Annotated in this window: 13 protein-coding genes; 10 read left to right on the top strand and 3 right to left on the bottom strand. The window is 34.0% G+C overall.

The window, feature by feature from the left end; all coding sequences use genetic code 11:
- Positions 1-36: 36 nt before the first annotated feature.
- Positions 37-177: an SPJ_0845 family protein gene (locus H628_RS07860; protein ID WP_169449742.1), complete on the bottom strand. Its 141-nt coding sequence runs from the start codon at positions 175-177 to the stop codon at positions 37-39.
- 77 nt (positions 178-254) lie between these two features.
- Here H628_RS07860 and H628_RS0105190 point away from each other — a divergent pair, with 77 nt between their 5' ends.
- The 3 genes from H628_RS0105190 to H628_RS0105200 all read left to right on the top strand — a co-directional run bounded on the left by H628_RS0105190 (position 255) and on the right by H628_RS0105200 (position 2,408).
- Positions 255-908: a nitroreductase gene (locus H628_RS0105190; RefSeq protein WP_027825491.1), complete on the top strand. Its 654-nt coding sequence runs from the start codon at positions 255-257 to the stop codon at positions 906-908.
- Positions 909-1,011: 103 nt separating this feature from the next.
- The gene (locus H628_RS0105195; RefSeq protein WP_027825492.1) at positions 1,012-1,701 is read left to right on the top strand and encodes a hypothetical protein; all 690 of its coding nucleotides are present in this window, start codon (positions 1,012-1,014) and stop codon (positions 1,699-1,701) included.
- An 11-nt stretch (positions 1,702-1,712) separates the two neighbouring features.
- Positions 1,713-2,408 carry a hypothetical protein gene (locus H628_RS0105200; protein WP_027825493.1) on the top strand — a complete coding sequence of 232 codons (696 nt, stop codon included), beginning with the start codon at positions 1,713-1,715 and terminating at the stop codon, positions 2,406-2,408.
- A gap of 50 nt (positions 2,409-2,458) precedes the next feature.
- On the opposite strand, the gene H628_RS0105205 is transcribed toward H628_RS0105200, so the two are convergent.
- Positions 2,459-3,349 (bottom strand): 3-hydroxyacyl-CoA dehydrogenase, encoded by an 891-nt coding sequence (locus H628_RS0105205; protein WP_027825494.1) that lies wholly within the window; start codon positions 3,347-3,349, stop codon positions 2,459-2,461.
- Between the two features lie 10 nt (positions 3,350-3,359).
- Complete coding sequence (locus H628_RS0105210; RefSeq protein ID WP_027825495.1) at positions 3,360-4,220, bottom strand: acetoacetate decarboxylase family protein; 861 nt, start codon at positions 4,218-4,220, stop codon at positions 3,360-3,362.
- Positions 4,221-4,418: 198 nt separating this feature from the next.
- Between H628_RS0105210 and H628_RS0105215 the strand changes: the two genes are divergently transcribed.
- The 7 genes from H628_RS0105215 to csn2 all read left to right on the top strand — a co-directional run bounded on the left by H628_RS0105215 (position 4,419) and on the right by csn2 (position 13,365).
- Complete coding sequence (locus tag H628_RS0105215; RefSeq protein ID WP_027825496.1) at positions 4,419-5,063, top strand: nitroreductase family protein; 645 nt, start codon at positions 4,419-4,421, stop codon at positions 5,061-5,063.
- 80 nt (positions 5,064-5,143) lie between these two features.
- A complete protein-coding gene (locus H628_RS0105220) occupies positions 5,144-6,124 on the top strand; it encodes a Gfo/Idh/MocA family protein (RefSeq protein ID WP_027825497.1) in 981 nt (326 codons plus the stop codon).
- Between the two features lie 136 nt (positions 6,125-6,260).
- The gene (locus H628_RS07475) at positions 6,261-6,980 is read left to right on the top strand and encodes a hypothetical protein (RefSeq protein ID WP_051237971.1); all 720 of its coding nucleotides are present in this window, start codon (positions 6,261-6,263) and stop codon (positions 6,978-6,980) included.
- A 131-nt stretch (positions 6,981-7,111) separates the two neighbouring features.
- The gene (gene cas9 / locus H628_RS0105230; RefSeq protein ID WP_027825498.1) at positions 7,112-11,284 is read left to right on the top strand and encodes a type II CRISPR RNA-guided endonuclease Cas9; all 4,173 of its coding nucleotides are present in this window, start codon (positions 7,112-7,114) and stop codon (positions 11,282-11,284) included.
- Positions 11,285-11,505: 221 nt separating this feature from the next.
- Positions 11,506-12,414, top strand: a complete 909-nt coding sequence (gene cas1 / locus H628_RS0105235) for a type II CRISPR-associated endonuclease Cas1 (RefSeq protein WP_027825499.1) — start codon at positions 11,506-11,508, stop codon at positions 12,412-12,414.
- The gene (gene cas2, locus H628_RS0105240) at positions 12,392-12,697 is read left to right on the top strand and encodes a CRISPR-associated endonuclease Cas2 (RefSeq protein WP_027825500.1); all 306 of its coding nucleotides are present in this window, start codon (positions 12,392-12,394) and stop codon (positions 12,695-12,697) included. Before cas1 ends, cas2 begins: the two co-directional genes overlap by 23 nt.
- On the top strand, positions 12,694-13,365 hold the full coding sequence (gene csn2, locus H628_RS0105245; RefSeq protein ID WP_027825501.1) for a type II-A CRISPR-associated protein Csn2: 672 nt from the start codon (positions 12,694-12,696) through the stop codon (positions 13,363-13,365). The genes cas2 and csn2 overlap by 4 nt, the downstream gene beginning before the upstream one ends.
- Positions 13,366-13,434: the final 69 nt, after the last annotated feature.

The following is a 13,434-nucleotide window of genomic DNA, read 5'->3' on the forward strand; positions in this document are numbered from 1 at the left end:
AAAACTTGATTCAAAACAAATGAATCAAGTTTTTCTTTATTTATCGTTTTCAGGCTTTTGTTCTTTATCTGCTTTTCCTTTGCTACCTTTACCACCTTTTTTAGGGTCATCTGGAATTACAGCAAATTTATCTAGCATTTTTTCTAGTTCATCTGAACGCTTAAAAGTAAGTCCCATCGTATCACTCCTTTGTTAGGTTTGATTTTATGGTATACAATTAATTTAAAGATGTAAAGTAAAAAGGAGGCCATTTTATGGAAACAAAAGACGCAATTTTAAAGCGCCATAGTGTGCGTTATTTTAAAGATCAAGCAGTTAAGTTAGAAACTTTAAAAAATATTGTTGCCTTGGCCCAACATGCTCCTTCTTGGGTTGATTCACAGCCTTGGAAGGTATATTTAGCAACAGGTGAAACTCTAAAGAAACTTAAAGACTTGCATGCTAAAAATGTTGCTAATGGTAAAACGGCCAATCCAGATTGGAAGCCAATGCACCGAGTTGATTGGGATGCATTTCCACAAACCAATATGGCTAACTTGAACTTGGAACGTAGTAACTTTTTAACTAAGCCTGAGCAAGAAATAGAATGGCCAATGCTTCAAGCTAGTTTTTATCATGCACCAGCTATTTTTTATTTAACTATTCCTAAAAAGGCCCCAAGATGGGCTAGCTTTGACTTAGGGGCCTTTGCTCAAACTCTGATGCTGGCGGCTAAAGATCAAGGCGTAGATACAATGATTGCCTATGAGATTGTTAAATATCCTGAAGAAGCACGTGAAGTTTTGCAAATTAGTTCAGATGAAGTGATTGCAATTGGTATTGCTGCTGGTTATCCAGCCGATAGTCATGTAAATCAATTTAAATCTAGCAGGGTAGTTACAGATAATATGTTTAAGGTATTTGAATAAAACCAAAAGAGGCGTAAGCCTCTTTTTTTGTGAAGTTTGCGGGATATTTTTGTTTTTTATATAATAAAAATCGACTATTAATAGTAGTTTAGGGAGTAAAATGATGAAAAATAAAAATATTTTACATGTAATTATTGCCGCAGTAGTTGTGGTAGTGGGGATTATCTTCTTTAATCTGCCACATGAAGATACTAGCCAAGTGCAAACTGCAAAAGTTGCAAGCTCAACTAGTGAAGCTAGTCAAACGAGCGCAAGTAGTCAAAATGATGATTATGAAAAGAATAAGGTAAGTCATCAAAGAAGAAAACATCACGTTCATAGAACTAATCAAAGCGAAAGTCAATCTAGTTCTTCTGAGTCAGATTCAAATGATTTTGATGGTTATGCAGGATCAGATTCACGTGTGAAGTTGTTTAATATTCCTAAGGAGTTTCAAGGACATTGGTATTTAGGAACTAAGGCTGGAACAGACACTGAAGTAACAATTAAAGATCATAATATTAATGAGATTATTCTTGCTCAAGTGGATAACAAGCTTTTTGCAAGATCAGATTTTAAACCAGTTTACCATCATGAAGCAGCTGAAATAAAAAATATTAAAGGGATTAAATGGATTTTAACTGGTGAAATGGAACCAAATTCTGAAAAGAAAATAAAATGTGGTATTTCTAGACGTAATAATCAAGACGTTCTATTGTTTCATAATGGTATTGATAGTAACAAATATGACGTTCTATACAAAACTGAAGCTTTAGCTATAAAATACGCTGGTGATCAGCTTGAGCTCAATTAGGGAGTAAAATGATGAAAAATAAAAATATTTTGTATGTAATTATTGCCGCAGTAGTCGTGGTAGTAGGGATTATTTTCTTTAATCTGCCACATGGAAATACCAGCCAAGTGCAAACTGCCAAAGTTGCCAGTTCAACTAGTGAAGTTAGTTCTAAAAAAGCTAGCAAACATAAATCACATAAGCACAAGGTTGAACACTTTACTAGTTCACATCAGCATATTGCAAATAAGTCAAATAGTAGCAACCAAGATAGCAATACTGGTAAGTATGGTAACAAGGGGCTTTACTCTATCCCAAGTGAATACCAAGGAAGTTGGTATTGCTCAATCGTAATTAACGATGGGGATGTTTCAAGTCTTGCTGGTCATATTACTTTATCTGATCACCAATTTAATGGCCACAATGTTTATGTTAGAGATAGTAATTTTGACGCTTCTCCAAATAGTGACGCTGCTCAAGCTACAGCTAGTTGGCTAAGTGGTGGTAAGGTAAGCAATACACTAAATATTGATGCTTGGGTTGATGTGAGTGGAACTAGAGCAAATAATTATCAAGTTGGTACTATTGATGGTAATAAGGTGCTCTTCGAATATCAAGGACACTCTGGAAATATTGTGCCATACTTTACTTCAAAGACTTTAGCTGATAAATATTCAAGTGATGAAGCTGGTCAAAAGTTATATGATTTAGCTCCTAAAACTTGGTAAAACAAAAAAGTCATCTGCAAATGCAGATGGCTTTTTTAGCAGTTAAAATATTAACGAGCTTCAATTGATGTTAAGAAGTCAGCACGCTTAAATGCTGGGTTAGGATACTGGTAAAATCCTTGGCCAGCTTCGACACCGTAGTGGCCAGCATCAATCATGTCTTTCATGGTCTTAGCTACCTTTAATTCTTCAGGCGTGCGAGCTTGTTGTGAAAAGATAGCATAGACAGTTCTAATCCCAACCATATCCATTGACATAAATGGGCCAAATGGACAGCCAGTTGAATTCATCCAATCTTTGTCAATTGTGATTGGATCTGCAACACCATTTGCCCATAATTCAAGAGCTGCGTTTAAAAATGGCACAGATAAGGCATTCATAATGTAGCCGTGTTGTTCCTTTTGCAAGTGAACAGGTAACATCTTGATGGCCTTGGCAAATTCAATTACTTCTTTGATAACTTCTGGCTTGGTCTTTTCAGTGCCAACAATTTCAGCAGTATTGTTAGTCCAAATGTGATTAGCAAAGTGCATATGTAAGAACTTATCAGGACGGTCAACATAGTTGACTAATTGACTTGGCACCATGGTTGATGAGTTTGATGCAATAACGGTTTTTTCTGGTAAGTGAGGGCAGACATTGTGATAAAAGTCAGCTTTGGTGTTTAAACTTTCTGGAACACATTCAATTAAGTAGTCACAATCTTTAAATGGAATTTCCCAGTCATTACTAATTGAGTGGATATTTTCCATTGCCTTATCGAATTGTGCATCAGTTAGGCCCATGTCTTTTTTATAAAATGGGCGAAGAGCTGCCAAACGACGCTTAGCTCTGTCTGGGTGTGGATTCCAAATTCTAACATTAAAGTCGCATAGAGCAGTTTGAAAGGCAATTTGACTGCCTAATGTTCCGGCACCTGCAATAGTAATATTCTTAAACATAATTAACGCCTTACTTTCCTAAAATAGCTTGGTCATAACGGCCAGTAATTAAATATGGTGCGATTTTATCTGGTTCAACCTTAGCAAGTTGAATAGTTTCGTGCATTTTGCCACTAGTCATTTGGTAGTGAGCACCGCCAACTGGCTGTAAAACAGTTAATTCACTGACTGGGTCATCACTACTAGTGCCAAGTTCCATCGTAATATTACCTGGGGTGAATGCGTGGGTGACGCCTGTTGTCTTAGTAGCAATTAAACGAGTGTTAATGAAGTGGTTGTGACCATCGTGATCTTGGTCAATCTTATAGTCAAAGAAGAAACTATAAGTATCAGTTGGCGTATCAAGTTTAGATTGTCCAGCCATTAATTGTTTAGCAATGTCAGGATTATTTGGAATACCTGGGGTAAAGGTAAGATTAATTAAATCTACCTCATGTCTAGTAACTACAACATGAGTACTGCCATTTTCTTCAGTGTAGCTAATTTTATCAGCTAACTTCTTTGGAATAGCAGCTCCTTCACGACCAGCAAGCATGGCCTCTTCAGCTCCTTCACGACCAGCAAGCATGGCCTCTTCAGCTCCTTCACCACTTAAAAATAGGGTGAAGGGATAAGCACCAAGCATACGCCCACCGTATGAAACTAAACTATATAAGACAGCTTCATCATAAGGCTTAGCAAAGGTTGGATTTCCCATATGGGTAATATAACCAGCGATGACTGGTGCAACAGGCTTTAATGGCTTAGGCACTAATCTAGCTAAGACTTCTGGTGAAGTGACGTAGGCAAACATATAACCATCTTGATTTTTCATGTTAGGGTTATCAAGAAAGTTAACTACATCTTCTTTATTAACAAGATAACTAGTCATAAGTAAATACCTCCTTTTAGATATTTCTTTCTTGTTTACACAACTAATTCAAGCACTTTTCTTTATAATTGTAAGCGCTTTATTAAATTAGGTAACAAAAATAGTTAATTTGTATACTTAGCAAAAAACGTAGAGAAAAAATTGTGCTAGTATAAAAGCGGTTTCAAGTGATACTGATTTTAACAAGAGGTAATAAAAATGACTGAATTCAAAAATGATGATTTTGCAAATGTAATGTTGGATAGACATTCAGTTAGACATTTTGATAAGGGATATAAGATTGATCGCTCAGTTTTAACTGATATGGTTAAAGAAGCAACAACTGCTCCATCATCATGTAACTTGCAAGCATGGCACTTTGTTGTAGTTGATACTGATGAGGGTAAAGAAAAGTTGCGTCAAATCTTCATGCCATTCAATCATCCACAATTAGATACTTGTTCAGCAATGGTTGTTCTTTTTGGTGACACTGATGCCTTTAAGAAGTATCGTGATTTGTGGCAAGGGATGTATGAAGAAAAGAAGATTACAAAAGAACGGCTTGAAACTATTTTAGGAACCTTCTTACCAATTTATGAAAAGGCTGATAAGACCTTGCTAACTGCCGATGCAATGGTCGATGCTAGTTTAGCTGCAATGCAATTTATGCTGGATGCTAGAGCTCGTGGTTTAGCTACTAACCCAATTGCTGGTTATGATGCTACTAAGATGGCTCTTGCTATGGGACTTGACCCAGTTCGCTATGTACCAGTAATGGCAATTGCAGTTGGTAAGCCGGATGAAAGTCAAAAGGAACTTGTTTCAACTCGTTATGATGTTAAAGATGTACTTGAATTTAGATAGTGAATTTGTGAAGTCGCTAGCTTTATAGCTAACGGCTTTTTTGTTTTTAGATATAATAAAGAAAAAGGAGGCGTCGGGGGATGCTAAAATTAGGTATTATCGGAACCAGCTGGATTAGTAAGCAGCTGGTTGGAGCTGCACAAGCAACAAATAAATGGAAAGTAACTAGTGTTTATTCGCGAAAACTCGCGCGGGCAAAAGAATTTGGTCAGCCACTTGGAATTAGCGACTTTTTTGATGATTTAGAAATCTTTTTTACTAATGGGGATTTTGATACGGTTTATATTGCTTCGCCAAATTCGCGGCACTTTCAGCAGGCCAAACTAGCAATCGAGCATGGAAAAAATGTAATTGTTGAAAAGCCAGCTTTTACTAATCCCAAGCAATATGATGAAATTGCGAGGTTACTTGTTCAATATGATTGTCACTTGGTTGAAGCTGCCCGTCATATTCATACTAGAATTTTTGAAAGACTAAAGGATGATGTGCAAAAATTACCACAAATTGATGGGGCATACTTGAACGTGCGACAATATTCTTCTCGAATGCATACTTTAGCACCTGGTGAGGAGCCGGCTAATGTTTTTAAGCCAGAATTTGCTGGTGGCGCCTTGATGGACATCGGTGTCTATGGAATCTATGTTGCAGTCGCATTATTCGGGATGCCAATTTCTTGTTTGTATTCGCCAGTTCTTTATCGAAAAGAAATTGATCTTTCAGGGATTGTAATTTTAGATTATGATGGTTTCGGCGTAACTGTTGATATTGCTAAAAACACGACGACGCATCAGGGTTCAGAAATTTATGGCGACAAAGAAGTAGTAGGGATAGATTCAATCTTGAATATGCATAAACTTACTTACTATGATGCTGATGGCCAAAAGCATACTAGTAGAATAAAGGTGCCAGAAAATCCGTTATATGAAGAAATGAATGAGTTTGCGGATTTATTTAATAATCCTGATAGAAAATTGGCTGATTATTGGGTGCTATCTAAGCAAGTTGGAGAAGTCTTGTACAAACTTCGGAAAACTGCTGGAATTGAATTTCCTCAAGATTAAGCTAGGTGAAGGCCTAGCTTTTTTTATGCCTATTTTGTGAAGTTGACAGTTATGATATAATTTTTCTTTGTTAAAAGTAAAAATTTATATATAATCATCCGGTTATATATAGGTATAAATAGGTAGGGGAATAAGAATGAAAAATAGAAAGCCGTTGTACGTTATTGGCGCAATTGTAGTAGTTGTGATTGCAATTGTCTTTTTTAACATGCCAAAAAATGAATCACAAAAAGTTAGCGAAGTAAGTAAGACTCAAAGTACTAGCATTAGCTCTAGTAGTAAGACTAACAGAAAAAATAAAAAGACTAAAAATGTGAAAAAAAACTTGCATGTTATTAACTCAGCTAATAGTTCTCATAACAGTAAAAACTATTCTGACAACAATGGAGCTGATCCTAAATACGGAAATTTAGGTTATTTTGATATCCCTAAAGAATATTGGGGAACTTGGTATACCTTTTATAAAGGGAAGTTAGAAACTATGAAAGTTTCTAGCCATATGATTGATAATCAAACTTTATATCGAGAAGATGGAAACTATTATGCAAAAATGACAGATCCTGATAATTATAATGAAGCTGAATCTCAAAAAGTTGCGGACCATACCAAAAATTGGGGTGCAGCTTATGATTATAATGTATCAAATAAACCCGCATTTAAAGTAATGGGATGGTTGCAAGGTGCAGGTGTCGGTTCAATATATCAAGTACGTCAAGAAGAAGGACAAAGTGTTTTGGTTAATATGGGAGGCGCAGGTGCATGGGTAGGAGCTGTTTTCTATAAGACGCCGGATTTAGCCAAAAAGAATACAGATAAAAAATATAGTGATTTGAATTATCAAGATGATACTTTATGATACTTTGCTTTAATACCAAAAGGACTCAGAATAACTGGGTCCTTTTATTTATGCCAAATTTATAGGATAATTTGGATATAAGACTTTAGATATAAAAAATGGGTTTTTATTTTATATGGAGGTAAGTCTTTATGAAAGAAGTAAAAGACTATATTATTGGTCTCGATATCGGGACAAATTCATGTGGGTACGTTGTAACAGATAAACAAAATAATATTTTAAAGCTTAAAGGTAAAACTGCTATTGGAGCACGCCTTTTTAAAGAAGGCGAAGCTGCAGCTGATAGACGTGCCTTTAGAACTACTAGAAGAAGATTGGCAAGACGTCGCTGGAGACTAGGCTTACTTGAAGAAATCTTTGATGAGGAAATGGCCAAAGTTGATTCAAGTTTCTTTAGAAGATTAAAAGAGTCAGATTATTCTCCTAAAGATAGCCGTAAACAATTTAATTCAATTGTTTTTGAAAGTAGTGAAGCAGATAAGGATTTTTACGATAAATATCCAACTATTTATCACTTACGTAATGCTTTGATGCATGATGATCAAAAACATGATTTACGAGAAATTTTCTTAGCAGTTCATCATATTGTTAAATATCGTGGGAACTTTTTACGAGAAGATTCTGTTAAGGCTTTTAAAGCAGCTAAATTCACTTTACAAGGTGAAGATGGAATAGGTCCAGTTGATAAGTTAAATGATTTGTTAAAAGAAATTTATATTGAAGCTGCTCCTGAACTTGCAACCGACAATCTATCTAAGATTGAAGAGATTATCAAAGATAAGAAGTTATACAAGCAAGATAAGTTAAAACAAGTTGCAACTTTATTAACTAAAGAAGCAGATACAAAGGACAAAGCAAAGCTTAATAAAGATGTTGCTAAGCAAGTAGCCAATGCCTTTATGGGCTACATGATTATATTTGATACTATTTTTAACTTAAGTGATGTAGATAGCAAAGATTATAAAGTTAAATTTAGTGATGCAAATATTGATGAAAAATTAGATACTCTAACTAGTTTATTGACTGATAAGCAAACTGAATTTGTTTTAGAATTACAAAATATCTACAATACCATCGTCTTAAATGAAATTGTTCCGGATGGTAAAAGTTTGTCTGAATCAATGGTCAAGAAATATGATGACCATAAGGAAGACTTGAAGTTATTTAAAGCTTATCTTAACTCATTAACTGATGTTAAGAAGGTAAAAGAACTTAAAGCTGCATATGTATTATATGTGAATAATCGTAAAGCTAATTTATTAGCAGCTAAGAAGTTATTAGGCAAAAAAGCTGATAATATGAATAACTTCGAAATTTTCAGTAAATTTGTTGCTGATAATTTAGATGATTCAGAATTAGCAAACAAAATTAGAGCTAGACTTGATTTAGGTGAATTTTTACCAAAGCAAAGAACTAATCAAAATGGGGTAATTCCATACCAATTGCATCAAGTTGAATTAACTCAAATCCTTGAAAAACAAGGTAAATATTATCCATTCTTGATAGCACCTAACCCTGTTGAAAGTCATAGAAATAATGCACCTTATAGGATTAGTGAACTTGTATCATTCCGTGTGCCTTATTATGTTGGACCATTAATTGATCCAAATAATGCTGAATCTGAACAAGATAAGGCAAATAGTTCCTTTGCTTGGATGGTACGACAAAAGCAAGGTCAAATTACGCCTTGGAACTTTGAAGAAATGGTTGATACAACTGAATCAGCTAATAAGTTTATTAAGCGAATGACAACCAAGGATACTTACTTATTGGGTGAAGATGTATTGCCAGCTTCAAGTTTGATTTATCAAAAATTCGTTATCTTAAATGAATTAAATAATATTAAGGTTAATGGGATTAAGTTAACGTCTGAAGAGAAACACCAAATTTTTGATGAACTCTTTAAGGTACAAAAATCTGTTAGCTTAAAGAACTTGGTTAACTTCTTGACTGCTCATGGTTGTGTTGCTCCTAATGTAACTGGCTTGTCTGATGGAACTAAGTTTAATAGTAGCTATTCAACTTATATTGACTATCGTAAGATTTTTGGTGCTGAAATTGATAATAAAGATAAGCAAGCAGACTTTGAAAAGATGATTGAATGGTCAACGGTGTTTGAAGACCGGAAGATTTTCAAGCGAAAGTTAGAAGAAATTACTTGGCTAACACCTGACCAAATTAAACAAGTAAGTAGTAAGCGTTACTCAGGATGGGGAAGGTTATCAAAGAAGTTATTAACTCAAATTACAGATGAAAATGGAGTTAATATCTTGCAAAGACTCTGGAATGAATCTGAAAACTTGATGCAAATATTATCTGATCCTGTAATTAAAGAAAAGATTGTAGCTGCTAATAGTTCATTTACCAAAGCTACTGACATGGAGGATATCTTGGCAGAAGCATATACTTCACCTCAAAATAAAAAAGCCATTCGCCAGGTAATGCGAGTGGTTGATGATATCATTGCTGCAGCTCATGGTAAGAAACCTAGTCAAATTGCAATCGAATTTGCTCGTGAAGACCAAGATAATCCCCAAATGACTAAGTCACGTAAGGCACAACTTGACCAAATTTATGCCAAAATTAGTGATGAGTTCTTGGATAATGCTGTTAAAAATGAACTAAAGAATATGAAAGATAATAAGCCTCTGGCTAAGGACAAAGTATTCTTATACTTCAAACAGATGGGTAGGGATGCTTATACTGGTGAAAAATTATCTTTAGATAACTTGCAAGATTATGATATCGACCATATCTATCCGCAATCCTTTATTAAGGATGACTCATTTGATAACAGAGTACTTGTTCAAAGAGCTGTTAATAATGGTAAGTCAGATAATGTACCAGTACTCTTATTTGGTAATAAGCAAGCTGCAGATTTAGGCATGACTATTCGCCAAATGTGGAAGAAGTGGCTAGAACTAGGACTTATTAGTAAACGTAAGTTTAATAACTTAATTACTGATCCAGAAAAGATTTCTAGTTATATGGCTTCTGGATTTGTAAATCGTCAACTTGTTGAAACTAGTCAAGTTATTAAGTTAGTTGCAAATATCTTACAAGCTAAGTTACCTGATACTGAAATTATTGAAGTAAAGGCTAGCTACAATTCAATCTTACGTAAGGAATTTAACTTATATAAGAGTCGTGAAGTTAATGACTACCACCATGCAATTGATGCTTACTTAACTACAATTGTCGGTAATTACTTATATCAAGTCTATCCAAAACTTAGACCATACTTTGTATATGGACAATTTAAGAAGTTTGGTAAGGCTGAAAGTAAAGAAGATGATCCAGTTAAGAAAATTAAGCAATTCAACTTTATTTATCAACTACTCTGGGGCAAAGATGACGCAATCTGCATTAGCCATACTGATCAACAAGTATTTAGTAGAAGCGATATTATTAACAAATTAACTACAGCATATAATTTCAAGTATATGAATGTATCACAAGAAGTTTATACCAATAGTAATAATGTGTTTAAGCAGACTGTCTTCCCAATTATTGAACGCGATACTGCTAAGAGTAGAAGCTTAATTCCTAAGAAGCTTGATCGACCAACTGATATTTATGGTGGATATAGCAATAATAATGATGCTTACCTAGCTTTAGTTAAAGTAGATAAGAAGAAAGGTTCAGAATACCGTGTTGTTGGTATTCCTATGAGAGCTGCTGCGATGCTTAAAGCTTCAAAGAATTATGATGAAGACTTACGCAAAGTTATTGAACCAATGGTAATGCTTGATAAGAATGGTAAAGCTAAGCGCGGAATTGAAGGATTCAGAGTTTTAGTTGGTAAGATGCCGTTTAAGCAAGCTGTGCTTGATGGTGATAAGAAGTTTATGCTAACAGGAACTAACGATATGCCAAACCTTAAACAATTAGTACTGTCACAGCAAAATATGAAATATATACTTGATTATATTGATGATATTGATTGTAGAAAACATAAATTTGGTAATAAAACTCAAGATGGAAATAAATGTTTACTAGAAGTATTTGATGAAATTATACAGATTGTTGATAAGCATTTTGAACTTTTTGATAATAGAAGCTTTAGAGAAAAATTACGTAATAGTAGAGTAAATTTTATCAACCTAGCATTATCTAAAAAAGCTGAAGCGTTGTTGGCAATACTTAATGGATTACATGCGAATTCAATGAGAACAACAATTAAAGAATTAAAAATTTCAGATTTAGGAAGAATTCAATCGTCTGTAATTTCTCCAGAAGCACAACTTATCTACCAATCACCAACTGGATTATTTGAAAGACGAGTTAAGGTAAAAGACTTATAATTATCACATGTATAGAAAAAGGATTACACTTGATTTAGGTGTAATCCTTTTTTACTGCAAAAAAAAGACCGCTATAAGCGGTACAAATGTGAAAACTCGGTCCGAAGACCTTGCTTGATTTTAAATCAGGTTGTTAAATCAGTAAATTGAAATGTTGAGATTGTTAACTCAACAATTAAATAATAACATTTTCAGATTTAGTTAACAAGGGGTGAAAATTAATGGCTTGGAGAAACGTAATTATAACGCAACATGCAAAACTATCTTATTCATCGAATATGATGCAAGTTCAAACTAGTAAAGGAATTACGCAAATTCCACTTTCTGATATTGCATTACTATTAGTTGAAAGTACTCAAGTAGTTATTACTTCACAGCTAATTAGTAAACTTGCTGAACAGGGATGTAAGGTGATTTTTGTTGATAATAAATATAACCCGATTACGGAGACTGTAAATTATTATGCACCTAAATGTAATTATCAAAACTTGTTGGTTCAATTACATTGGGATGAAACCTTAAAGCAAAGATTATGGACCAAAGTAGTATGGCTAAAAATGAATAATCAACTTAATGTCTTGAAGAATTATCACTTACCAACAGAAAAAGTAGAGCAAGAAATCAATAAATTAGAGTTTAATGATGTAAGTAATCGAGAAGCAGTAGTTGCAAGGGAGTATTTTCAAGAATTATTTGGGGCTAAATTTGTTAGACAAGATGAAGGGGACACAATTAATGCCGCATTAAACTATGGTTATTCAATCTTATTGTCATCATTTAATCGAAGTATTGTACAAAATGGCTATCAAACATATTTAGGAATTCATCATTCATCTGTTGCTAATCAATTTAATCTAGGGTCTGACTTGATGGAGCCATTTAGACCGTTTGTTGATTATTGGGTAGCTAGTCAGAAATTAGGTGAATTTACCCCGGATGTAAGATATGGCTTGGTTGAATTGCTTAGTTTGCAAATTAAATATGATGGCAAGACAACCTTGCTTGCTAATGCAATAGATTTATTTACTAAAGAATGCTTATCTTACTTGAGTAAAAATATAGATGAATTAGAAAGTGTGATGGGATTTGTCACTGAGGTACCGAACGATGCGATTGCTGATAATGTTTGATTTGCCAACTGAAACGGCGCAAGATCGAAAAAATTATCGGACTTTCAGAAAAGAATTGATTAATGAAGGTTTTGTTATGATTCAATTCTCAGTTTATGTAAGAGTCTGTGTAAATAGAAAGATGGCAAATTTACTAGAAAAAAGAGTTAAGAATTTTTTACCAGAAGAAGGATTAGTGCAATCATTAATGCTAACTGAAAAGCAATATAATGATATGCATTTCTTAATTGGTGAAGCTGTAGATGATGTGAGGAATACTTCAGATAGGACAGTGATAATATGATTATTAGCTATGAAGGCCATCATCCAATAGAAGTTGAAGATGGGAAAGTTACAATTATAAAAGTTGCAAATCCCAATGTATATCGAGATTTTATTTTATCTTTTCAGGAGAAATCAGGTAAAGTGAAAATCTTTGATAAGCAGTACAGCCAAATAGAAATAAATAAAGCAATTGATTGGGTAGGCGATCCATTAATTACTAAAGAATGCTTGAATAATTACTTAACAAAAGTAATGACGATGTTATTTGATGGTCTTGATGAAGAACATCGAAATCAGATTTTTAATACATGGCAAAAACTTAATACTGATATTCAAGATGCAATATTTATGTCCGATTTACCAATAGAGGTTGGAAGTAACAATGTAGATATCAAGAAGCTATTTAAATTTGATGGGATTCACTTTGATAATTCCGTATTGTCTGATCCTTATGATATAATTGAAACAGTTGTTAAAATTCATATTGAATGTAAATTGAAGTCAGCTGTTGCTTTTGCTAATGTGAGTCATTATCTCACTAAAGAACAGCTGCATAACTTAATTACCTTCATAAACGAAGTTAATGTACCTCTGATATTAATAGAATTCTCATCTCCAGATTTTCAGGTTGTTAGTGGGGATGTAAGTGTCTGTTATATTGATGAGGATTTTGTCGACTGGTACTGATTTTAAATCTTAGAAACCGATGATAAAATGTCGGTTTTAGAAGGTTGTTAAATCAGTAAGTTGAAAAAC

The organism is Lactobacillus psittaci DSM 15354 (genome assembly GCF_000425905.1).
In the GTDB taxonomy this organism is placed as follows: domain Bacteria; phylum Bacillota; class Bacilli; order Lactobacillales; family Lactobacillaceae; genus Lactobacillus; species Lactobacillus psittaci.

Bases quoted from the DNA above. Each gene is read 5' to 3' on its own strand.
- H628_RS07860 (WP_169449742.1), bottom strand. From the start codon at position 177: ATGGGACTTACTTTTAAGCGTTCAGATGAACTAGAAAAAATGCTAGAT.
- H628_RS0105190 (WP_027825491.1), top strand. From the start codon at position 255: ATGGAAACAAAAGACGCAATTTTAAAGCGCCATAGTGTGCGTTATTTT.
- H628_RS0105195 (WP_027825492.1), top strand. From the start codon at position 1,012: ATGAAAAATAAAAATATTTTACATGTAATTATTGCCGCAGTAGTTGTG.
- H628_RS0105200 (WP_027825493.1), top strand. From the start codon at position 1,713: ATGAAAAATAAAAATATTTTGTATGTAATTATTGCCGCAGTAGTCGTG.
- H628_RS0105205 (WP_027825494.1), bottom strand. From the start codon at position 3,349: ATGTTTAAGAATATTACTATTGCAGGTGCCGGAACATTAGGCAGTCAA.
- H628_RS0105210 (WP_027825495.1), bottom strand. From the start codon at position 4,220: ATGACTAGTTATCTTGTTAATAAAGAAGATGTAGTTAACTTTCTTGAT.
- H628_RS0105215 (WP_027825496.1), top strand. From the start codon at position 4,419: ATGACTGAATTCAAAAATGATGATTTTGCAAATGTAATGTTGGATAGA.
- H628_RS0105220 (WP_027825497.1), top strand. From the start codon at position 5,144: ATGCTAAAATTAGGTATTATCGGAACCAGCTGGATTAGTAAGCAGCTG.
- H628_RS07475 (WP_051237971.1), top strand. From the start codon at position 6,261: ATGAAAAATAGAAAGCCGTTGTACGTTATTGGCGCAATTGTAGTAGTT.
- cas9 (WP_027825498.1), top strand. From the start codon at position 7,112: ATGAAAGAAGTAAAAGACTATATTATTGGTCTCGATATCGGGACAAAT.
- cas1 (WP_027825499.1), top strand. From the start codon at position 11,506: ATGGCTTGGAGAAACGTAATTATAACGCAACATGCAAAACTATCTTAT.
- cas2 (WP_027825500.1), top strand. From the start codon at position 12,392: ATGCGATTGCTGATAATGTTTGATTTGCCAACTGAAACGGCGCAAGAT.
- csn2 (WP_027825501.1), top strand. From the start codon at position 12,694: ATGATTATTAGCTATGAAGGCCATCATCCAATAGAAGTTGAAGATGGG.